The sequence below is a fragment of the Halomonas saccharevitans genome (assembly GCF_032333995.1).
In the GTDB taxonomy this organism is placed as follows: domain Bacteria; phylum Pseudomonadota; class Gammaproteobacteria; order Pseudomonadales; family Halomonadaceae; genus Halomonas; species Halomonas saccharevitans.
In genome coordinates this window covers 334,068-354,893 of sequence record NZ_JAVXUR010000003.1, presented here as the reverse complement: position 1 = coordinate 354,893, position 20,826 = coordinate 334,068, and the positions used below count along the sequence as shown (strand labels likewise).

Sequence of the window (20,826 nt, the reverse complement as noted above, 5' to 3'; positions counted from 1 at the left end):
TTTGCAAAACCAAACGACGCACCCGCCATTATGCCATCGGCGGGTGCGTGCGGGAGGCTCGAGACGGGGTCGGCCTTAGCCGAAGACGACCTTGGCCACGTCGCGATAGCGGCCGGCGAAGTGCACCGTCAGCCCCTCCTTGAGGTAGTCGGGCAGCTCGTCGTAGTCGCGGCGATTGGCCTCGGGCAGGATCAGCTCGAAGATGTCGCTGCGCCTAGCGGCGATCACCTTCTCGCGGATGCCGCCCACCGGCAGCACCTGGCCGGTCAGGGTGAGCTCGCCGGTCATCGCCAGGGGCCGGTCGATGGCGTGATGCCGGGCCAGCGAGAGCAGCGCCGTGGCGATGGTCACGCCGGCCGAGGGGCCGTCCTTGGGCGTGGCGCCCTCCGGCACGTGCAGGTGCACGAAGGCCGAGTCGAAGAAGTCCGTATCGGCGCCGTAGTCGCCGAGGTGGCCCAGCACATAGCTGTAGGCGATGTTGGCCGACTCCTTCATGACGTCGCCGAGCTGGCCGGTGAGCTTGAAGCCGCGATCCAGGGCGTGCACCTTGCCGGCCTCCACGGAGAGGGTGGCGCCGCCCATGGACGTCCAGGCAAGCCCGGTAACCACGCCCTCGCCCTTCATCACCTGCTCCTTGCGGAAGATCGGCGGGCCGAGGTAGGTCTCGAGATTGTTGACCGAGACTCGCACCGACTGCTGGTCGCTCTCCAGGAGTTTGACCGCCGCCTTGCGCACGATGCGGTGCAGCTGCTTCTCGAGCTGGCGCACCCCGGCCTCCCGGGCGTAGCCCTCGATGACCTGGCGCAGCGCGGCGTCGGTCAGGTTGATGCGCTTCTTGGGGATCCGGTCACGCTTGAGCAGCTTAGGCCAGAGGAAGTGCTTGGCGATGGCCACCTTCTCCTCGGCGATATAGCCCGAGAGGCGAATCTGCTCCATGCGGTCGAGCAGCGCCGGGGGAAGCGAGTCCAGGGTGTTGGCGGTGCAGACGAAGAGCACCTTGGAAAGATCCAGGCGCACGTCGAGGTAGTGGTCGAGGAAGTCGACGTTCTGCTCCGGGTCGAGCACCTCGAGCAGCGCCGAGGCCGGGTCGCCCTGGAAGGACTGCCCCATCTTGTCGATCTCGTCGAGCATGATCACGGGGTTCTCGACCTCGACCTCCTTGAGGGCCTGGACCAGCTTGCCGGGCATGGCGCCGATGTAGGTGCGGCGGTGGCCCTTGATCTCGGCCTCGTCGCGCATGCCGCCCACCGAGAAGCGGTAGAACTCGCGACCCAGGGCCTCGGCGATGGAGCGCCCCACCGAGGTCTTGCCGACGCCCGGCGGGCCGACCAGCAGCAGTATCGAGCCGCCCACGTCGCCCTTGAAGGTGCCCTCGGCGAGGAACTCGACGATACGCTCCTTGACGTCGTTCAGGCCGTCGTGGTCGCGGTCGAGCACCGTGCGGGCGTGGGCCAGGTCGAGCTGGTCCTGGCTGTTGACGCCCCAGGGCATGGCGGTGAGCCAATCGAGGTAGTTGCGGGTGGTGCCGTACTCCGGCGAACCGGTCTCCAGCACCGAGAGCTTGTCGAGCTCGTCGTCGATGCGCTCCATGACCCGCTCGGGTACCACGCATCCCTCGAGGCGCGCCCGGAAGGTGTCGACGTCGTTCTCGCGATCGTCCTTGGAGATACCCAGTTCGCGCTGAATCACCTTGAGCTGCTCGCGCAGGAAGAACTCGCGCTGGCGCTCCTGCATCTGAGCGTTGACCTGCTCGCTGATCTCGCTCTGCAGCTGGGCGACGTCGATCTCCTTGCGCAGCAGCGGCAGCACCTTCTGCATGCGCTCCATCACCGGCAGGGTCGCCAGCACGTCCTGCAGCTCCGGCCCCTTGGCCGAGGTGATGGCCGCGGCGAAGTCGGTCAGCGGCCCCGGCTCGTGGGGGCTGAAGCGGTTCAGATAGTGCTTGAGCTCCTCGCCGTAGAGCGGGTTGATCGGCAGCAGCTCCTTGATGCCGTTGATCAGCGCCATGGCGTAGGCGCGGGTCTCGTCGTCCTCGGCATCCACCGGCTCGCGGGGGTAGCTCACCTCCACGAGGTAGGGCGGCTCCTTGGAGAGCCAGCGAGTGATGCGAAAGCGCCGCATGCCCTGGGCGATGAACTGGATCTGCTGATCCTCGCTCTGCAGCTTGTGGACCCGCACCGCGGTGCCGATCTCGGGGAAGTCCTCGCCGCCGAGATCCTCGACGCCGGTCTCGCCGACGAAGGCCAGCCCGACGGCACGATGCGGCGTGTCGCCGACACGGCGGATGGTCTCCTCCCAGCGCTCGCGATTGATCACCAGCGGCTGAACCTGGGCGGGGAAAAAGGGCCGGTTGTGGATCGGCAGCAGATAGATGCGCTCGGGCAGGGAATCGCTGGCGGGCACCACCGAGCGGTGGTCCTCGGCGCCGGGCAACTCGTCGTCGAAAGCGTCGTCGTCGTTGGCATGGATCCAGTCCAGGCCATCCTGCATCTCGTGGTCGTCGCTCATGCGGTCCTCGTCCTGAATCGTCGGGAAGCTTCCCGGGGCTGACTTGAGGGATGCGGGCAGCGAAGCCCGACTTCAAGTCATTGACGCCGTTCGAGGATCGGCGACAGCGGCCGGCCGTTGATCCTGACCCGCCCGCGCACCACGTCGATCGCCAGGTCGTCGGTGGCGAGCGGCAGGCCGAGCCACAGCGCCACCACCGGGGGCACCTGGTCCCAGGTCGCGTCGCCGTAGAGCCGCTCGCGCCAGCGGGCCTGCTCCTCGGGCTCGTCCAGCGCGGTCGGGTCCAGCGCTTCAAGCGCCTCGGCGTCGAAGAACAGGGCGCCGTCGCCGCGTGCATCCAGCCCCAGCATCGGGCTGTCGAGGTCGACGGCATGGAGGTCCAGCCGCGGCGAATCCGCGAGCAGGCCGAGCAGGTCGGGCTCCAGGCGCGCCAGCAGCGCCCTGCCCCCACGGTCGGTCTCGCCACGGGCCGCCTCGTCGCGCAGCGTGGCGAGCACCCGGCGCAGCGCATCGGCGTTGATCCGCGACAGCTCCACGGCGAGGCGGCCGTTGAGCAACACCTCGTCGGCCGCCATCAGGCGATCGAGGGTCAGTTCGCTCCGGATGCGCAGCTCCGCCTCGTCGAGGGTGGTGCGGCTGTGCAGCACCAGCCCGCTGGCATCCAGCGCGAGGTCCGGCTGGCGCCAGGCGAGCCCTGCCACCTTGAGCAGGTCCTGCTGGGTGAAGTGGTAGGCGTCCTCGGTGTAGGCGTAGCGGCTCTCAAGGGTGATCGGGCCGGTCTCAAGCGTGGTCGAACCATCGCTGAGCCGCCAGGGCGCGAGGTCGGCCTGCAGCCGCCAGTCCCCGTAGACCCCGCTGAAGGTGACCTCGCCGCCGCGAAACTCGAGCGCGCGCTCCTGCTGGCTGACGATGAAGGGCGCCAGTTTCAGGCGCCCCCTCAGGGTGGCCCCCAGGGTATGGTAGCGCGCCTGCCAGCGCGGCGCTGAGGAGGGCAGCAAATCGCCGAACAGCCGACGACCGTCGGCGCCGACGTAAGGCTTGAGGGTGCCGTCGATGCGGGTATTGATCACTCCGTGACGCGCCTCGTAGGGCAGCGCCAGGTGCCAGGCCCGGCCGAAACGGGGCGTCAGATGGAGGGTACCGCTGGATTCGAGCCAGCCCCGCTCAACGTCGCTGCGCTCGACCAGCAGGTCGCCCCGGGCAGCGAGATCCTCGAGGGCCCGGGCCAGTTCACGCTCGAAGAGCAGGCTGGCGATGGCCTGCGCCAGCGCCCAGGCAAGCGCCAGCCCCACCACCACCGGGACGATCAGTCGTTCCTTGCGCATCATGGCCTTCCTTGTCCGCGCCGTATCCGGGCCACTGCGGCGCGCCGCGAGTAAGGAGCCCTCGAGCGCGGCGACTCAGTGGAGCCAGAACCACAGGTGCATGGTACTCCATGCGTAGGCCGCGGCGAGGACATCGTCGATCATGATGCCGAAGCCGCCGGCGACCCGGCGATCCGCCCAGCGGATCGGCCAGGGCTTGAAGACGTCGAAGACGCGAAACACCGCGAACCCCCACAGCGCCGCCTCCCAGGAGAAGGGCACGGCGGCCATGGTCAGCCAGTAGCCGACGAACTCGTCCCAGACGATGCCGGAGTGATCGTGGACGCCCAGGTCGTGGGACGTCTTGTCGCAGAGCCAGATGCCCCACAGGAAGGTCACCGCCACCAGGCCCAGGTACCAGCCCAGCGGCAGCTCGGACATCAGCCAGTAGAAGGGGATGGCGGCCAGGGTGCCGAAGGTGCCGGGGGCGAAGGGTACGGTGCCACTGCCCAGGCCAAAGGCCAGGAAGTGCACCGGGCGTCGCCAGACGCTGGCAGGAGCCTGGTTCATGAGGTACCGCCCGTCGAAAAGTGCTGCCAGCCGCGCTCGCCATTGAGGGCCACGCCGCGAATGCCCGGCGTCTCGACCAGCCGGCCGATCTCGGTCAGCGCCAGGCCCCGCTCGGCCAGTCGGCCATGCGCCGTGGCGAAATGCTCCGGCGGCAGGGCCACCAGCAGCTCGTAGTCGTCGCCGCCGTGAAGCCCTGCCGCCAGGGCGTCCCGCTCGCCGAGCGCGGCCACCAGCCCCTCGGCCAGCGGCAGCGCCTCTGGCGTCAGTTCGGCGCCGACGCCGGAGCACTCGAGCACGTGACCCAGGTCGGCCAGCAGGCCGTCGGAGACGTCGATGGCGGCGCTCGCCAGGCCACGCAGGGCGTGACCCGCCGCGAGACGCGGCAGCGGATGCAGGTAGCGGACGAGCAGCGGATGGGCGAGATCCCGCTCGCCGCGCTGCCACAGGGCCAACCCACCGGCACCGCCGCCCAGCGCTCCGGTGACCGCCAGCACGTCGCCCGACCGCGCGCCGCTGCGGGTCAGCGCCTGCTCGGGCGGCACCTCCCCCATCACAGTCACGCCGATGGAAAGCTCGCCGCGGGTGACGTCGCCGCCCACCAGGGCGGTGTCGGTGGCGTCGCAGAGCGCATGGAAGCCGCGGGCGAAATCCGCCAGCCAGGGGCCGTCGTCCGCCGCCGGCAGGGTCAGCGACATCAGGCACCAGCGGGCGCGGGCGCCCATGGCGGCGAGATCACTCAGGCTGACCGCCAGCGCCCGGTGACCGATCGCCGCGGCCGGGGCCGCCTCGGGGAAGTGGATCCCGGCGACCGACGTATCGACGCTGACCGCCAGCCGCTCGCCCGGTGTCGGCGCCAGCAGCGTGCAGTCGTCACCCACGCCCAGGCTCACGCCGGCTTCCGGGCCGGGCGGGTCGGGCGTGAAGTAGCGGGTGATGAGTTCGAATTCGCTGTGCATCGGGCAGGCCTTCAGCGGCGGCGAGCGGTGACCTCGGCGGACCGCAGCCGCCCGGCAAGCTTGTCGAGGATGCCGTTGACGTACTTGTGTCCGTCCGTGGCCCCGAAGGACTTGGCGAGTTCGACACCCTCGGTGATCACCGCGCGGTACGGCACCTCGAGGCGCTTGGAGAGCTCGTAGGCGCCCAGGCGCAGGATCGCAAGCTCGATGGGATCGAGATCCTCGAGGCGGCGATCGAGCAGCGGCGCGATGGAGGCATCGAGTGCCTGGCGGTCGCGGGCCACGTTGTGCAGCAGCTCATGGAAGAGCGCCAGGTCGGCGATCTCCATGACCTTGTGCCAGTTCTCGTGATCCTCGAGGTCGTCATCGGCCACCTGGCTGCGGAACTCCGCCTCCACGGCGGTGATCGACTTGCCGGTCATCTGCCACTGGTAGAGACCCTGGACGGCCAGCTCACGGGCCGCATGGCGCGACTGCTGCGCCTTCGAGGGCGCCCGCGTCCGCTCGCCGCTCATGCCTCACCCCCGGCGTCGGCATCGTCGCCGAAGCAGCGCAGCAGCGAGACCATCTCCATGGCCGCCATGGCCGCCTCGGCGCCCTTGTTGCCGGCCTTGGTGCCGGCGCGCTCGATGGCCTGTTCGATGGATTCCACGGTCAGCACGCCGTTGGCCACGGGGGTGTCGAACTCGAGCTGCAGGTTGCCCATGGCGGTGTTGCAGCCGCCGGCCACGTACTCGAAGTGAGGGGTGCCGCCGCGGATCACCGCGCCCAGGGCTAGCACCGCGTCGGGGCGGGCTACCTGCAGCACGCGCTTGATCGCCAGCGGCAGCTCCCAGGCACCGGGCACGTGGACGATGTCGATGTTCTCGCTATCCACGCCGTGGCGCACCAGGCTGTCCACGGCGCCCTCGACCAGGCTATCCACCACGTGATGGTTGAAGCGGCCGACGACGATCACGTAGCGGCCGTCGACGTCGACGAAGCTGCCTTCGACTTGAGAAATCGGTTGCATGGTTCTGTGTCCTGAAAGATCCGGTGCTAAAGGGTCCGGAGGCATGGCCGCAGCCATGCCGTCATGATGAAGGCGGGCGCGGCGTCAATCGTCGCGCTGTTCGCTGGGCACGGGCTCGCCGGGTTCCAGGCGCTCCACCACCTCGAGGTCGAAGCCGGAGAGGGCGGAGAACTTCCAGGGCGAGCTCAGCAGGCGCATCTTGCCGACGCCCAGATGGCGCAGGATCTGCGAGCCAGTGCCGATGGTCAGGTAATTGCCGGCGCCATCGGAATCGCTGGTGCGCGGCGGCCGACGGCGCTCGAGGAACACCTCGAGCAGGTCGTGAAGGTCCTGGTGCGGGCGGCCGTCGTCGAGCAGCACGAAGACGCCATGCTCGGCGGCGGCCACCTCGGCCAGCGCCTGCTGGGCGGTCCAGCTCGGCCGGTCACCCTTCTGCAGGGCCAGCAGGTCGCGCATCACGTTGGCCAGGTGCACGCGCACCGTGGTCGGCACCTCGGGATGCGGGTGCCCCTTGACCAGCGCCAGGTGATGGGCGCCCTGGATACTGTCGCGGAAGACGTGCAGGTTGAGCTCGCCGAAGGCGGTCTCGACCGGGCTCGACTCCACCGGCTGCACGGTCTGCTCGTTGTGGATGCGGTAGTGAATCAGGTCGGCGATGGTGCCCATCTTCAGGCCGTGCTCGACGGCGAAGCGCTCGAGCTCGGCGCGACGCGCCATGCTGCCGTCCTCGTTCATCACCTCGCAGATCACGCCGCTGGGATCGAGCCCGGCCAGCGCCGAGAGGTCGCAGGCCGCCTCGGTGTGGCCGGCGCGGCGCAGCACGCCGCCGGGCTCGGCCATCAGCGGAAAGATGTGGCCGGGCTGAACGATGTCGCCGGCCTTGGCGTCGCGGGCGACCGCCGCACGCACGGTGCGCGCGCGGTCGGCGGCGGAGATGCCGGTGGTCACCCCCTCGGCGGCCTCGATGGAGAGAGTGAACTTGGTCCCGAAGCCGGAGCCGTTGTCGCGCACCATCAGCGGCAGCTGGAGACGCTCGCAGCGCTCGCGGGTCATCGGCAGGCAGATCAGCCCCCTGGCGTGGCGCGCCATGAAGTTGATGTGCTCGGCCTCGACCTTCTCGGCGGCCATGATGATGTCGCCTTCGTTCTCGCGATCCTCGTCATCCATCAGGATGACCATCTTGCCCTGACGAATGTCCTCGACCAATTCTTCGATAGGGGCCAGGCCCCCGGATGAGGAGTGCACCATGGAGTCTCCATTGATTCAGCGTGGTGGCCGTCGCGGTCCCGCGACGATCGGGTCGCCCTCCGGCGTCGCCACCTCGAAACCGCGTCAGGGTACCGTGGCGCGTCGGTGGGCGCCAGTAGATAGCAGCCGTGGCGAGTCGACGAGCGCCAGTATGGCCTAGGCGGCAGCGACGACCGAGCCGCTCGAGGCTATGCCGACAACAGGCTTCGAGGGGGCGCTGTGAATACCTCCCTGTACGCTACCTCGGCCGTCCCTGGTCCTCGAACCCCCTCTACGCCCTGCTCTCGGCGCCTCTCGCTTGGTAATTCTGCGGCGTTAGGTGCGACGCCTAGGCCGAGCGGTGATGCGCCAGTCCTGACCCACGGCACGGATGTCGAGGATCTCGAGGCCCTTCTGCTGAGCCATCAGCGACAGACCCGGCAGCGCGAAGAGCGGGCGCGCCTCGCCGCCGAGCAGGGTCGGCGCGACGAACAGCTGCATCTCGTCGATCAGGTTCGCCTCGAGCATGGCGCCGGCGAGCGTCGCCCCGGTCTCGAGCAGCACCTCGTTGGCCTGCTCCGCCTCGGCCAGGTGATGCAGCAGGGCGTCGAGGTCGACCCGGCCGTCTTCGCCCGCCGGCATCAATACCACCTCGGCGCCGGCCTCTTCGAGCCGCTCGCGCCGTTCGGCGTCGTGCTCGGCGAGGGTCGCCACCAGGGTGCGGCCGGGCTCGCGCAGGCAGGCCGCCGCCAGGGGCAGGCGCAGGCGCGAATCCACCACCACGCGCAGCGGCTGGCGGGCGGCGATCGTCTCGCCGTCGGGCAGCGCCAGCTGTTCGGCGCGCACGGTTAGCCGGGCGTTGTCGAAGATGATTGATTCGACCCCGGTCAGCACGACGCTGGATCGTGCGCGTAGGCGCTGGACCTCGCGACGCGCCTGGGGGCCGGTGATCCACTGAGACTCGCCGGAGCGCATGGCGGTGCGGCCATCCAGGCTCATGGCCATCTTCAGGCGCACGAAGGGCCGGCCGTGGGACATGCGCATCACGAAGCCGGGATTGAGTGCCAGCGCCTCGTCCTCCAGCACACCCACCTCGACCTCGATGCCGGCGTCGCGCAGCAGGGCGATGCCCCGGCCGGCCACCTGGGGATTGGGGTCCTGCATGGCCACCATGACGCGCGCCACCCCGGCCTCGACCAGCGCCAGGGCGCAGGGGCCGGTGCGCCCCTGATGGGAGCAGGGCTCCAGGGTCACGTAGGCGGTGGCGCCACGGGCGGCCTCCCCCGCCGCCCGCAAGGCATGGACCTCGGCGTGGGGCTCGCCGGCCCGCTCGTGCCAGCCCTCACCGACCACCCGCTCGCCCTTGACCAGCACGCAGCCCACCCGGGGGTTGGGGTCGGTGGTGTAGCGGCCACGCTCGGCCAGTTTCAGGGCGCGCGCCATCCAGGTCTCGGCCAGGGTCGGTTCGGTCATCAGCGCCCTCCGGCAGGGTCGTCGGGAAAGCCGGGCTCCTGGGCCAGGCGATCGATCTCGGCGCGGAACTCATCGATGTCCTGGAAGCGGCGGTAGACCGAGGCGAAGCGGATATAGGCGATCTGATCGAGGCGCTTGAGGGCCTGCATGACCTCCTCGCCGATGTCCCGGGCATGGATCTCGCGCTCGCCGCGGGCCCGCAGGTGCTGGCGGATACGCTCCACGGCCGCCTCGATCGACTCGGCGCTGACCGGACGCTTCTCCAGGGCACGCAGCATGCCGGCGCGTAGCTTGCCCTGATCGAACACCTCGCGGGTGCCGTCGGACTTGATCACCCGCGGCATCACGAGCTCGGCGGTCTCGTAGGTGGTGAAGCGCTCGCTGCAGGCGGCGCACTGCCGACGCCGCCGAACCTGGTCGCCCTCGGCCACCAGGCGGGAATCGGTCACGCGCGTGTCGTTGGCGCCACAGAAGGGGCAATGCATAGGGGGAAACCCGACGTCGATAAGAGGCTGTCGCCGCATTGTAACGGTTCACGGGCAGAGCGCCCAGCGCTCCACCACGGGCGGGGCCCGGGGTCATGCACCCCGGAACGCGACGACGGCGAAGCGCCCTCACGACGCCTCAGGCGGATGGCCCGGATCCGCTCCACACGGCGATCAGGCGCCGCTCGACAGGGCGATAGTGACCCCGTCAGTGGCCCGAGTGGGCGCCCTTCTCGCCCCCCTTCATCTCCATCGGCTGCACCCGCTGGACCGGCGCCTCCAAGGTCAGGGACTCGCCGCTATCAAGGGTCAGGGTCAGCTCGACGCGCTCGCCCTCGGCCGGGGTCGCCGCCAGCTCGAACATCATCAGGTGCCAGCCTCCCGGCGCCAGCCGCACGGTCTCGCCGGCAGGCAGCGGAATCGCCTCGACCCGACGCATCTGCATCACGCCGTCGACCATTACGTGGTTGTGCAGCTCCAGGTGGCCGGCCAGCGGCGAGGCGCCCCCGACCAGCGCCAGGTCCGTCTCGCCCGGGTTGGTCAGCGTCATGAAGGCGGCGGTGGTGGGCGAGCCGGGCGGCACGGCGCGCACGTGCGCGTCCTCGACGCTGAGGGAGTCGGCCTGGGCGGCGGCGGCAAGCAGCGACAGGGAGAGCGGCAAGGAGAGAAGAGAGCGCAGCAACAACGGACGGGCGGAAAGGCGCATGGCGATGGACTCCAGCAGTCAGAAAACGGCAGTCGGGTCAGGCAACGACCCTATCCTGCCATGGCGCCGCCGGCGAGCGGGATGCGGCATCTCGCCCCGCCTGACGACCACACGATTAATTCACGGCTAATGCCGGCGTGTCAGGATGGGAACTTCGGGGGCCCGGCGCGAGTCCCCTCGTCAGCCCCAACGACATGCCCTCACGACATCATTCGAAGACAGCGCTTCACAAGGACATCGCGATGCGAACCCTCTCCCTGACGATCGGCCTGCTTTCCCTGACCGCCGCCACGACGCTTTCCGCCGACACCTCCTGGCCGGCCCCGATCCAGGCCCTGGTGGACGAGGGCCTGGAGGTCCATGCCCGCTTCGAGGCGCCGGGGGGCCTCGACGGCTTCGCCGCCAGCCACCGCGGCCGCGAGATGGCCGTCTACCTCACCCCGGACGGCGAGCACGCGGTGGTCGGCACCCTGATCGACGCCCAGGGCGAGGATCTCTCCGCCGCTCCGCTGGACAAGCACGTGCGCAGCGCCCAGGAGGCCGAGGTGTGGCAGGCGCTCGAGCAGAGCCATTGGATCGCCGATGGCGACCCGGACGCCGAGCGCATCCTCTACACCTTCACCGACCCCAACTGCCCCTACTGCGAGCGCTTCCACGCCCAGAGCCGTCCTTGGGTGGAGGCCGGCCGGGTGCAGCTGCGCCATATCATGGTCGGCATCCTGAAAAGCGACAGCCCCGCCAAGGCCGCCGCCCTGCTGGGCGCCGACGACCCCGCCCGGGCGCTACAGGCGCATCAGCAGAGCGACAGCGGCATCGAGGCCGCCGCGCAGCCGCGCGAGATCGAGGAGCAGGTGCGGGCCAACAACCAGCGCTTCGAGGGCCTGGGGCTGATGGCCACCCCGACCACCTACTATCGCCGCGACGACGGCCGCCTGGAGCAGGTGCAGGGCGCCCCCCAGGAAGACCGTCTGATCGAGATGATGGGCTCGCCGCGCCCCTGATCGGCGTCTCTAGCCCCTACTGCACTGAACGCAACGGGCCACTGCTCTCTTAGACACAACGGGCCCCTGCTCCCTCAGACACAACGGGCCCCGCTACCATGGCAGCGGGGCCCGCTACGTTCGCGCGGTGGCTGGGTTCAGCCGTCGAGGGGCCGCGGGTTCTCGCCGAAGTCGGCGTGGTCGCCCAGGCGATGGCCGTCGATCTCGTCCCCGTAGTAGCCGTGGTGGTTATGGAAGGTCGCGTCGGTCTCCTCCAGGGTCTCCAGGGTGCGGCGACGCGGATCCTGGGGGCGCTCGTGGCTGTTGATGAATGCCGCCACGTCCCAGGCCTGCTGGTCGCTGAGCGAGTAGGGCTTGCCCAGCGGCATGTTGGCCTTGATGAAGTTGGCCGCGGTATTCACCCGGTGCATGCCGGCGCCCCAGTTATAGGCGCCGTCGCCCCACAGCGGCGGGAAGACCTGCCGCTCACCGACCTTCTGGCCCTGGCCCTCGTCGCCGTGGCAGACCGCGCACTGCGCGGCATAGACCTCGGCGCCCCGCGCGCGGTCGGGCGCCTGCTCGGCCTCCTCGAGCTTGGGATAGCCGCGGCCGGGCAGCGACTCATTGATCGGCGCGCCGGTCGACATCCAGTGCAGGTAGGTCTGCATGGCCACCAGCGGCTCGCTACCGGTCGGCGGCGGCGTGCCGTTCATGGAGTAGGTAAAGCAGCCCTGGATCCGCTCGGCCAGGGTGTTCACCTTGTCGTTCTTGCCACGATAGGCCGGGTAGACGCCGAAGGAGGCCCACATCGGCGCGGAGTTGGCCAAGCGGCCGGCGTCGAGGTGGCAGTTGGCGCAGTTCTGCTCGTTGAAGACGTACTCGCCGCGCAGCGACTGGGTGTTGAGGAAGAGATCGCGCCCCTGGCGCACCATGTCGCCGTACTGGTTATCGGGCAGGTCGCGCTCGTGGGGCGGCGTAAAGGTCACCTCGCCCTCGGGGGCCTCGGGTAGCGGAATCTGATAGTCGCGCTCGACGCCCTCATCCTGGGCCAGGGCGGCCGGCGAGAGGGCCAGGGTCGCGACCAGGGTCGCCGCTCGGGATATGCGCAGGCTCATGGGGCGTCCTCCTCGGATGACGGGGCGTCTCGCTCGGCGAGCGTTGCCGGCAGCGTGGCGTAGTAGTCGGCGATCATCGCGATCTGCGCCTCGTCGAGGCGCTCGGCGATGCCCACCATCAACTGGTTGGGGTCGTTGTGCCGCGAGCCGTCGCGCCAGGCCTCGAGCTGGGCCTCGAGGTAACCGGCATGCTGGCCGGCCAGGGGCGGGAAGACATCGCCCACGCCCTGGCCGTTGGGGCCGTGGCACTGGTTGCAGGCCGGGATCATGGCGTCCTCGGCCCAGTCGCCGCGATGGGCCAGCCACTCGGCGGCGTCCTCGGGATCGGCGGGTTGATACGCCGTGGGCAGCGTCGGCCAGGCCGTCATCTCGGCGTAGTAGGCCGAGACGTCGGCGATCTGCTGATCATCGAGCATGTTGGCGAACGGCATCATGGTGGCGCTCTCGCGGCGCCCCGCCTTGATGTCGTGCAGCTGCTTCTCGATGTAGGCCGCCGGCAGCCCCGCCAGGCGCGGCCATGACTCGCCGTTCGGGTTGTCCATGCCCATGCCGTCGGCCTGGTGGCAGGCCACACAGACCCCGGCCGCCTGCTGGCCGCGCTCGGCGTCGCCCTCCAGGGCCTGGGCCTGCCCTGCCGCCAGGCCAAGGCCCAGCAGCAGGCCGAGGCCGCTCGTGATTCTTTTGGTCGTCATCTCGGGTTCCCCTCGTCATTGTCGTTGATCCCCTGCAGGGACTCTGATCGGGCCGGCGGCACCGGTCCCGTCGTCAGCGGCAGGGTCAGCCGGGCCTCGAGCCCGCCCCCCTCGGGGCTAGCGAAGGCCAGCCGGCCGCCGAAGCGCTCGGCGATGGCGGCCACGATGGCAAGCCCCAGGCCGCTGCCCTGCTGGGGACTCGCCCGCCAGAAGCGTCGGGGCAGCTGCTCGAGCTGGCCCTCCTCGACCCCGGGGCCGTGATCCCTGACGCCGAAGGTCAGCGCCCGGCCCGTCTCGTCGAGCCGGCTCGTGACCGCCACCGGGCTCCCCTCGGGCCCGTGGCGCAGCGCATTGTCCACCAGATTGCGCAGCGCCGTGATGGCCAGTTCCCGCGGCACCGCGAGCTCGCCCTCGGGCAGGGAGCCGGGCTGCGTAAAACGCGCCTGCTCGCTTGTCCGGGCGTCCCGCAGGGCCAGCTCCACCACGTCGGCGGCGCAGCTGACCTCGCCGTCCTCGAAATGCACCCGCCCCTCGACCCGCGCCAGCATCAACAGCTGGTCCAGGGTGCGGGAGAGCCGCGCCACGCCCTCCTCGGCATGATCCAGCGCCCGGCGCGCCGCCTCGCCCTCAACGCGCTGCGCCACCTGGAGGTGGGTCTTGATGGCCGTGAGCGGCGTGCGCAGCTCATGGGCCGCGTCGTTAGTGAAGCGCTGTTCGCGGACGATGGCCTGCTGGATGCGCGCCAGCAGGGCGTTGAGCGCGTCCACCAGCGGCCGAATCTCGTCCGGCACGCCGTGGGTCGCCACCGGCGCCAAGGCGTCCGGATGGCGTCGCGCCAGGGCGTCGCGCAGCCGCTCCAGCGGCTTGAGCCCTCTCACCACGCCGATCCACAGCGCCAGCAGGCTACCCGCCAGCGCCACCACGAAGGGCACCACCGCCACCTGCAGCACGTTGGCCATCAGCAGGTCGCGCTCGTCCATGCGATCGGCGGTGGTGATGGTCAGCCCGTTGCGCTCATAGGTGAACACCCGCCAGGTCACGCCCCCCTCCTCGCGATAGGCGTGCCCCGGCGCGCTGGCCTTCAGGATCTCCTGCATGTCGGTATGGGTGCGCGCCAGGATCTCGCCCCGGGGCGAATGCACCTGGCAGGCCAGCCCCTCGATGGGGGGAATCGAGAGCGCCCGCCGATCGGCCTGTTCCCAGACCTCGACCGGCAGCTGCGCCATCAGCCCCGAGACCATTCGCGCCGACTGGGCCAGACGCTGGTCCAGGGTCGCCTCCACCTGCTGGTAGAGATCGCGCATCAGCCAGGCGGCGGCGAGCCCCCACAGCAGCAGCAGCGTGGCCCCCAAGGTCAACACCAGGCGCGTGCGCAGGCTCATGGGCGATCCGTCCCGGGGCGCCGCGGCGCCTCGACCGCCGCGGGCTCGCCGAGTCGGTACCCCAGCCCGCGCACCGTCTCGATCACCCGGCTGCCGAGCTTGCGGCGCAGATGGTGGATGTGGACGTTGAGCGCGTTGCTCTCCACCTCCTCGTTCATGCCGTAGAGGCTGTCCTTGAGCTGCTCGGCGCTGAGCACGCTGCGTGGCGCCTGGAGGAAGGCCTCCAGCAGCACCAGCTCGCGGCGCGACAGCGCCACCGGCCATCCGGCCACCGTCACCTCCCGGGAGACGGGATCGAGACACAGCGCGCCGTGTTCGACCAGCGCCCGGGAGCGTCCGGCGGCGCGGCGCAGCAGCGCCTGCAGGCGCGCCACCAGCTCGTCGAGGTCGAAGGGCTTGACCAGATAGTCGTCGGCGCCGACGTGCAGCCCCTCGATGCGATCGCTCACCGCGTCGCGCGCGGTGAGGATCAGCACCGGGACATCGATGCCGGCCGCCCGCCACTCCTCGAGCAGCGTCATGCCGTCGCCATCGGGCAGGCCGCGATCGAGGATCACCACGTCGCTTGAGACCGTCTCCATGACCGAGCGGGCCTCACCAATGGAGCCCACGGTGTCGACGACGAAGTCGTAGACGCCGAGCCCGGCCTGGATGCCCGACGCTACCAGGGCGTCATCCTCGATGAGCAGTACGTGCATGACAGGAATCCTCGTGAACTGCGACATCTTGTCACCGGACCATTAAGCGGGCGTTAAGCCACGCCGGCCGGGCATGCCGTCCATTGGTCGATATCGCGCCTCCCCCGGGGTGAGAGAGGCTCGGAAGAGAGGGCGAGGCGATCAGCTCCGGGCGGGGATCGCCCGCGCCAGGAACCAGCCGAGCACCATCGCCACCAGCATGGCGGCAAGCGGCGCGGAGAGCCCGGCGAAGGAGGCGAAGGCCGGCCCCGGGCAGTAGCCTGAGAGCCCCCAGCCGATGCCGAACAGGGCGGCGCCGCCGATCAGTCGGCCGTCCAGATCGGTGCGCGTGGGCAGCTGGAAGCGCTCGCCCAGCAGCGGGTGGGGGCGGCGCAGCACCAGACGGTAGCCGATGAAGTTGGTGATCACGGCGCCGCCCAGCACGAACATCAGGGTCGGGTCCCAGGCGCCGGCGAGATCCAGGAAGCCGAGGACCCGGGCCGGGTCGGTCATGCCGGAGACGGCGAGGCCGAGGCCGAAGAGCAGCCCGGCGACGTAGCCCATGAGCGTTTTCTGGGTCTCGGTCTTCATGCTCCACCTCCGATCACGTGGCGCACCACGAAGACGGTGACGATCGCCGCCACCAGGAAGATGACGGTGGCCGCCAGGGAGCGAGGCGATAGCCGCGCCAGGCCACAGACGCCGTGACCGCTGGTGCAGCCGCTGCCGAGGCCGGTGCCGAGCCCCACCAGAAGCCCCGCGGCGAGCATCAGCGGCACGCCGCCGGCCGGCGCGCCGATCACCTCGCCGGTCACGTCGACCCCGCCCCCGGCGGCATTGCCCAGGCCGCCGCCCAGCATCATCAGCACGACCGGGCCGCTGATCAGCCCCAGCAGGAAGGCCAGCCGCCAGGCGCTGTCGCCCCGCGGGCGCTGGGTGATCAGGGTGCCGAGGATACCGCTGATGCCGGCGATGCGGCCCAGGGTTGCCATCAGCCAGGTGGCCGACAGGCCGATCAGGATCCCCCCGATCAGCCCCTGCAGGCTTGCCATCCCATCCACGTGTCAGCTCCTCCAGTACGCGTCGGTTGATCGTTCACTTCTGCCGCTTGCAGGTGCTGATGCCCAGCAGGCGATAGGCGGGGCAGGTATTGAGCAGGCCGGTGACCAGCGGCAGCAGGCCGATAAAGCCCCAGGCGCCGACCTGTCCGGTGATGGCCAGGCCGATCAGCACGGCGCCGATGATGATACGGGCGAGCTTGTCGATACCGCCGACATTCTGGGTCATGGTGAGTCTCCTCGATGTGCGTGAAAACGCCCGTCAACGGGGGCATTTTCCATGATGGGGCCAAGCCCCGGGTCGGATGGGCGTGGCGAGGCAGCGTCGTGGAGCCCTGCCCCGCCGCAGGCTGCCTGAGACGTCTCGGCCGTGGCCTGCTCATGCAGCGCGCGCCAGGCGTCGAAGGTACTGAGGAAGACACGGCCGGTCAGTGCCCGGCAGAAGACAGTGTGCTCCAGGCGGTCCATTACCGGTCCCTTTACCTCGGCAAGGTGCAGGGCGACGTCGGCGTCCTTCAAGCGGGCATTGATCGCCTCCAAGCTCTCCAGCGCCGAGGCGTCGATCACGTTGACCGCCTGGCAGGCCAGCACGATATGCGCCAGCCCCGGCTGGCGGGCCGCCAGTTCCATGACCGTATCCTCGAGGTAGCGCGCGTTAGCGAAGTAGAGGCTCTCGTCGACCCGCAGGATCGCCAGCCGCTCGTCGGTCTCGACCGCGTGACGCTGCACGTTGCGAAAGTGCTCGCTGCCCGGCACCCGACCCACCACGGCGCTGTGGGGGCGGCTGGTGCGATAGAGATGCAGGCCCAGCGACAGCCCCACCCCCACCAGGATGCCGCTCTCCACCCCGTGGACCAGGGTCAGCACCAGGGTGGCGAGCATGGCCGCGCCGTCAGCCCGGGAGTAGTCCCAGGTGCGCTTGATCGCGGGCAAATCGATCAGGGTGCCCACCGCGACGATGATGGTGGCGGCCAGGGTCGCCTTGGGCAGGAACGACAGCGGCGTGGTGAGAGTCAGGGTCGCCACGGCGATGCCTACCGCGGTGAAGGCGCCGGCGAGCGGCGTGGCGGCGCCGGCCTCGAAGTTGACCACCGAGCGCGAGAAGCCGCCGGAGACCGGCGAGCCGCCGCTTGTGCCCGCGCCGAGATTAGCCAGCCCCAGCGCGATCAGCTCCCGGTTGGGATCGATGCGCTGGCGGCGCTTGGCGGCCAGCGTCTGGGCCACCGAGACCGACTCCACGAAGCCCACCAGGCTGATCAGCACCGCCGCAGGAAGTAGCGTCGACCAGAGTTCGGGCTGAAGGCTCGGCAGCGCCAGCGTCGGCAGGCCGCTCGGCACCTCGCCAACCAGGGCCACGCCCCGTTCGCCGAGCCCCAGCCCCCAGGCCAGCAGGGTAGTGACGATCACCGCCGAGACCGGCGCCGCCTTGGCGAGGAGCTCCGCGGCCGTGGCCGACACTCCCAGGCGCACCAGTCCGCTCTTGAGGTGGCGCCGGCAGATCAGCAGGTACGCCCAGACGCCCAGGCCGATCGCCAGGGTGATGGCGTTGGTCTCTTTGATCCCCACGATCAGCGCCGCGCCCATCTCGACCAGGTTGTGGCCGGACGCCTCCACGCCGAGCACGTGGCGCAGCTGACTGGCGGCGATCAGGATGCCCGAGGCGGTGACGAAGCCCGAGATCACCGGGTGGCTCAGGAAGTTGGCCAGAAACCCCAGGCGCAAGAGGCCCATGCCCACCAGCACCAGCCCGGAGAGCGCGGCCAGCACCAGGGCCGCCCCAACGTACTCGGCGCTGCCCGGCGCCGCGATGCCGGAGAGCGCCGAGGCGGTCATCAATGAGGCCACGGCCACCGGCCCCACCGCCAGGGTGGCGCTGGTGCCGAAGAGGGCGTAGAGCACCAGCGGCAGCATGCTGGCGTAGAGCCCCACCTCCGGGGGCAGCCCGGCCAGCAGGGCGTAGGCCAGCGCCTGGGGCACCAGCATCAGCGTCACGATCAGCGCCGCCAGCAGGTCGCTGGCGAGCGCATCACGCCGATAGCCATGCAGCCAGCCGAACAGGGGAATCCAGCGAGAAGGAGTCATGGGCGTCTCGTCATCGGTCGTGAACCCGGTTCCGTCGCGGCGCGGGGCGTCCGCCTGTCAGACCTTGAGCATCTCGCGGATCGGCTGCGGATCGTGGCCGGCCGCGTGAGCCGCGGCCAGCAGCGCCGGAATGTCACACCCGGCCTCGCGGCTGCGCGCATGGGCCCAGAGGTGCACGGCGCGCTTGCCGGTCCGGCAGAAGGCCAGGATCGGCGCGGGCAACTCGTCCAGCGACTGACTGAAGGCGGCAATATCGGCCTCGCCATAGTCGCCCGGCGTGACGGGAATACAGCGCCACGCGAGGCCCAGCTCGGCGGCCCGGGCCTTCAGGGGGCGGTCGTCGGGGTGGTCCTCGGCCTCGCCGGGACGGCGGTTACAGATCACCGCGCGGAAGCCGCGACGGGCGATCTCGTCGAGATCGGCGGGGGTCACGGCATCGGCGATGGCGAAACCGCTTTCGAGGTGTTGAATCTGCATGGGCACTCCTGTGGGGGATGGCATGTGCATGGGACCTCTGGCGACGGGACGACCCGGCCTCAGAACTTGTCGATCGGCACCTTGAGGTAGACCTGACCGTTCTCCTCGGCCGGCGGCATATGACCGGCACGCATGTTGACCTGCACCGAGGGCAGGATCAGCCGGGGCATGCCGAGGGTCGCGTCCCGCTCGGTACGCATCGTGACGAAAGCGTCCTCGCTGACCCCCTCGTGGACGTGCACGTTGTGGGCACGCTGCTCTGCCACGCTGGTCTCGTGCTGATACTCCTCGCGCTCCGGGGCCTTGTAGTCATGGCACAGGAACAGCCGGGTCTCGCCCGGCAGGGCCAGCACCTTCTGGATGGAGCGGTAGAGGGCGCGGGCATCGCCGCCCGGGAAGTCGCAGCGTGCGGTGCCATAGTCCGGCATGAAGAGGGTATCGCCAACGAAGGCGGCATCGCCGATCACATAGGTCAAGCAGGCCGGGGTGTGGCCCGGGGTGTGCAGCACCCGCCCTTCCAGATGGCCGATGGCGAAGGTATCGCCCTCCTCGAAGAGGCGATCGAACTGGCTGCCGTCGCGGGCGAACTCGGTGCCGGCATTGAAGGCCTTGCCGAACACGTCCTGCACCACGGTGATGTTGGCGCCGATGCCGGTCTTTCCACCCAGCGTCTCGTGCAGGTAGGGCGCGGCGGAGAGGTGATCGGCGTGGACATGGGTCTCCAGGATCCACTCCACCTCTAGGCCGTGGTCGCGTACGAAGGCGATGATGGCATCGGCGGAGCGCACGTCGGTGCGACCGGCGGCGTAGTCGAAGTCGAGCACCGAATCGAGGATCGCGCAGGCAGGGCTGTCAGGGTCCTGTACCACATAGCTGAAGGTGTTGGTGGGCTCATCGAAAAAGGGGGTGACGATGGGCCGGGATGCGCGTGATTGCTGGGACATGAGGGACGCCCTCCATCGAATGTCGCTGCCGAATGTAGGATCAGCGTAGCTCAATACAAGTTCTAAGGATAGACCGTTTTGCTATACACATTCGTCGTGAATGGCCTTTCGACGACACCCCGCCCGCCATCAGCGAGGCCCGTCGCCGCGGCGACGGGCCTCGTGGTCGAGCGAGTCGTTCGGGCGCTCGCCCGACAAACACGGCCTCAATCCCAGTCGGCGCCATCCAGGGCGTCCAGCGGGATCTTGAGGTAGCGTTTGCCGTTGGCCTCGGGCGCCGGCAGCTGGCCGCCCCGGGTATTCACCTGCAGGGCGTGCAGGATCAGCTTGGGCATCGGCAGCTCGGCATCGCGCTCGTCGCGCATGGCCGCATAGTCGTCCTCGGTGACATTGCCGGCCAGGTGCTTGTTGCGCTCGCGCTGCTCGCGAACCGTGCTCTCCCACTGGGGCTCGCGGCCATCCGGCATATAGTCATGACCGGTGAACAGACGCGTAGCGTCGGGCAGGGCCAGGATCGCCTGGATGGAGCGCCACAGCTGATGGGCGTCGCCACCGGGGAAATCCGCTCGGGCCGTGCCGAAGTCCGGCTGGAAGAGGGTGTCGTGAACGAAGGCGGCGTCGCCGATCACGTAGGTGATCGAGGCCAGGGTATGCCCCGGCGAGAACATCACCCGCGCCTCCAGCTCGCCGATGCGAAAGGTGTCGCCCTCGGCGAACAGGCGGTCCCACTGGGAGCCGTCATCCGGGAAGTCGGGCCAATGGTAGAGCTCCTTCCAGAGCGCCTGCACCTCGACCACCTTCTCGCCGATGGCGGTGGGCGCCCCCAGCTGCTCCTTCAGGTACTGCGCCGCAGAGAAGTGATCGGCATGGGGATGAGTGTCGAGGATCCACTCCACCTCGAGCCCCTGCTCCTGGATATAGGCGAGCAGCTCGTCGGCATGGTGGGTCGCCGTGGCACCGGACTTCTCGTCGAAATCGTGGACCGGGTCGATGATGGCGCACTTCCGCGTGGCCGGATCGCTGACCACGTACTGCACGCTGAAGGTGCGAAGATCGAAGAAACCGGCGACATCCGGCTGACCGGCGGCGCGGCTGCGAGAGAGTTCAAAGGTCTTCATGTTGGCCTCCTGACGTTGGGAAACGTGGCGCATGGCCAGTAAGCCCCGGCGAATGCCGGG

General features: G+C 69.7%; 22 protein-coding genes. 1 reads left to right on the top strand and 21 read right to left on the bottom strand.

The window, feature by feature from the left end; translation table 11 throughout:
* Positions 1–75: 75 nt before the first annotated feature.
* The 10 genes from lon to RSO68_RS09650 all read right to left on the bottom strand — a co-directional run bounded on the left by lon (position 76) and on the right by RSO68_RS09650 (position 10,241).
* The gene (gene lon / locus RSO68_RS09695; RefSeq protein WP_089848424.1) at positions 76–2,508 is read right to left on the bottom strand and encodes an endopeptidase La; all 2,433 of its coding nucleotides are present in this window, start codon (positions 2,506–2,508) and stop codon (positions 76–78) included.
* A 77-nt stretch (positions 2,509–2,585) separates the two neighbouring features.
* On the bottom strand, positions 2,586–3,833 hold the full coding sequence (locus RSO68_RS09690; RefSeq protein ID WP_089848475.1) for a DUF945 family protein: 1,248 nt from the start codon (positions 3,831–3,833) through the stop codon (positions 2,586–2,588).
* A gap of 75 nt (positions 3,834–3,908) precedes the next feature.
* Positions 3,909–4,382, bottom strand: a complete 474-nt coding sequence (locus tag RSO68_RS09685) for a phosphatidylglycerophosphatase A family protein (RefSeq protein ID WP_089848422.1) — start codon at positions 4,380–4,382, stop codon at positions 3,909–3,911.
* Positions 4,379–5,338: a thiamine-phosphate kinase gene (gene thiL, locus RSO68_RS09680; protein WP_089848420.1), complete on the bottom strand. Its 960-nt coding sequence runs from the start codon at positions 5,336–5,338 to the stop codon at positions 4,379–4,381. Before thiL ends, RSO68_RS09685 begins: the two co-directional genes overlap by 4 nt.
* An 11-nt stretch (positions 5,339–5,349) precedes the next feature.
* Positions 5,350–5,853 carry a transcription antitermination factor NusB gene (gene nusB, locus RSO68_RS09675; RefSeq protein WP_315586444.1) on the bottom strand — a complete coding sequence of 168 codons (504 nt, stop codon included), beginning with the start codon at positions 5,851–5,853 and terminating at the stop codon, positions 5,350–5,352.
* A complete protein-coding gene (gene ribH / locus RSO68_RS09670; RefSeq protein ID WP_089848416.1) occupies positions 5,850–6,350 on the bottom strand; it encodes a 6,7-dimethyl-8-ribityllumazine synthase in 501 nt (166 codons plus the stop codon). The genes nusB and ribH overlap by 4 nt, the downstream gene beginning before the upstream one ends.
* Positions 6,351–6,434: 84 nt before the next feature.
* Positions 6,435–7,598, bottom strand: a complete 1,164-nt coding sequence (gene ribBA, locus RSO68_RS09665) for a bifunctional 3,4-dihydroxy-2-butanone-4-phosphate synthase/GTP cyclohydrolase II (RefSeq protein ID WP_315586443.1) — start codon at positions 7,596–7,598, stop codon at positions 6,435–6,437.
* Positions 7,599–7,913: 315 nt separating this feature from the next.
* A complete protein-coding gene (gene ribD, locus RSO68_RS09660) occupies positions 7,914–9,050 on the bottom strand; it encodes a bifunctional diaminohydroxyphosphoribosylaminopyrimidine deaminase/5-amino-6-(5-phosphoribosylamino)uracil reductase RibD (RefSeq protein WP_315586442.1) in 1,137 nt (378 codons plus the stop codon).
* The gene (gene nrdR, locus RSO68_RS09655; protein ID WP_089848410.1) at positions 9,050–9,535 is read right to left on the bottom strand and encodes a transcriptional regulator NrdR; all 486 of its coding nucleotides are present in this window, start codon (positions 9,533–9,535) and stop codon (positions 9,050–9,052) included. The genes ribD and nrdR overlap by 1 nt, the downstream gene beginning before the upstream one ends.
* A 208-nt stretch (positions 9,536–9,743) precedes the next feature.
* The gene (locus RSO68_RS09650; protein WP_089848408.1) at positions 9,744–10,241 is read right to left on the bottom strand and encodes a copper chaperone PCu(A)C; all 498 of its coding nucleotides are present in this window, start codon (positions 10,239–10,241) and stop codon (positions 9,744–9,746) included.
* Between the two features lie 242 nt (positions 10,242–10,483).
* Between RSO68_RS09650 and dsbG the strand changes: the two genes are divergently transcribed.
* Positions 10,484–11,242, top strand: coding sequence for a thiol:disulfide interchange protein DsbG (gene dsbG, locus RSO68_RS09645; RefSeq protein ID WP_089848406.1), 759 nt, complete (start codon positions 10,484–10,486; stop codon positions 11,240–11,242).
* Between the two features lie 137 nt (positions 11,243–11,379).
* Here dsbG and RSO68_RS09640 read toward each other — a convergent pair whose 3' ends face one another.
* The 11 genes from RSO68_RS09640 to RSO68_RS09590 form a co-directional block, all read right to left on the bottom strand.
* Positions 11,380–12,336 (bottom strand): c-type cytochrome, encoded by a 957-nt coding sequence (locus tag RSO68_RS09640; protein ID WP_089848404.1) that lies wholly within the window; start codon positions 12,334–12,336, stop codon positions 11,380–11,382.
* Positions 12,333–13,028: a c-type cytochrome gene (locus tag RSO68_RS09635; RefSeq protein WP_315586441.1), complete on the bottom strand. Its 696-nt coding sequence runs from the start codon at positions 13,026–13,028 to the stop codon at positions 12,333–12,335. Before RSO68_RS09635 ends, RSO68_RS09640 begins: the two co-directional genes overlap by 4 nt.
* The gene (locus tag RSO68_RS09630) at positions 13,025–14,410 is read right to left on the bottom strand and encodes an ATP-binding protein (RefSeq protein ID WP_315586440.1); all 1,386 of its coding nucleotides are present in this window, start codon (positions 14,408–14,410) and stop codon (positions 13,025–13,027) included. The genes RSO68_RS09635 and RSO68_RS09630 overlap by 4 nt, the downstream gene beginning before the upstream one ends.
* Entirely contained in the window at positions 14,407–15,108 is a 702-nt protein-coding gene (locus RSO68_RS09625; protein WP_089848398.1) for a response regulator, read from the bottom strand. Before RSO68_RS09625 ends, RSO68_RS09630 begins: the two co-directional genes overlap by 4 nt.
* 141 nt (positions 15,109–15,249) lie before the next feature.
* Complete coding sequence (locus RSO68_RS09620; protein ID WP_315586439.1) at positions 15,250–15,678, bottom strand: DUF6691 family protein; 429 nt, start codon at positions 15,676–15,678, stop codon at positions 15,250–15,252.
* Positions 15,675–16,148: a YeeE/YedE family protein gene (locus RSO68_RS09615; protein ID WP_315586438.1), complete on the bottom strand. Its 474-nt coding sequence runs from the start codon at positions 16,146–16,148 to the stop codon at positions 15,675–15,677. Before RSO68_RS09615 ends, RSO68_RS09620 begins: the two co-directional genes overlap by 4 nt.
* A 34-nt stretch (positions 16,149–16,182) precedes the next feature.
* Positions 16,183–16,374 carry a YgaP family membrane protein gene (locus tag RSO68_RS09610; RefSeq protein ID WP_089848394.1) on the bottom strand — a complete coding sequence of 64 codons (192 nt, stop codon included), beginning with the start codon at positions 16,372–16,374 and terminating at the stop codon, positions 16,183–16,185.
* Positions 16,371–18,227, bottom strand: coding sequence for a SulP family inorganic anion transporter (locus RSO68_RS09605; protein ID WP_315586437.1), 1,857 nt, complete (start codon positions 18,225–18,227; stop codon positions 16,371–16,373). Before RSO68_RS09605 ends, RSO68_RS09610 begins: the two co-directional genes overlap by 4 nt.
* 57 nt (positions 18,228–18,284) lie before the next feature.
* Complete coding sequence (locus RSO68_RS09600; RefSeq protein ID WP_315586436.1) at positions 18,285–18,704, bottom strand: TIGR01244 family sulfur transferase; 420 nt, start codon at positions 18,702–18,704, stop codon at positions 18,285–18,287.
* 59 nt (positions 18,705–18,763) lie between these two features.
* On the bottom strand, positions 18,764–19,648 hold the full coding sequence (locus RSO68_RS09595; RefSeq protein ID WP_315586435.1) for an MBL fold metallo-hydrolase: 885 nt from the start codon (positions 19,646–19,648) through the stop codon (positions 18,764–18,766).
* Positions 19,649–19,854: 206 nt separating this feature from the next.
* Positions 19,855–20,766: an MBL fold metallo-hydrolase gene (locus RSO68_RS09590; RefSeq protein WP_089848386.1), complete on the bottom strand. Its 912-nt coding sequence runs from the start codon at positions 20,764–20,766 to the stop codon at positions 19,855–19,857.
* Positions 20,767–20,826 lie beyond the last annotated feature (60 nt).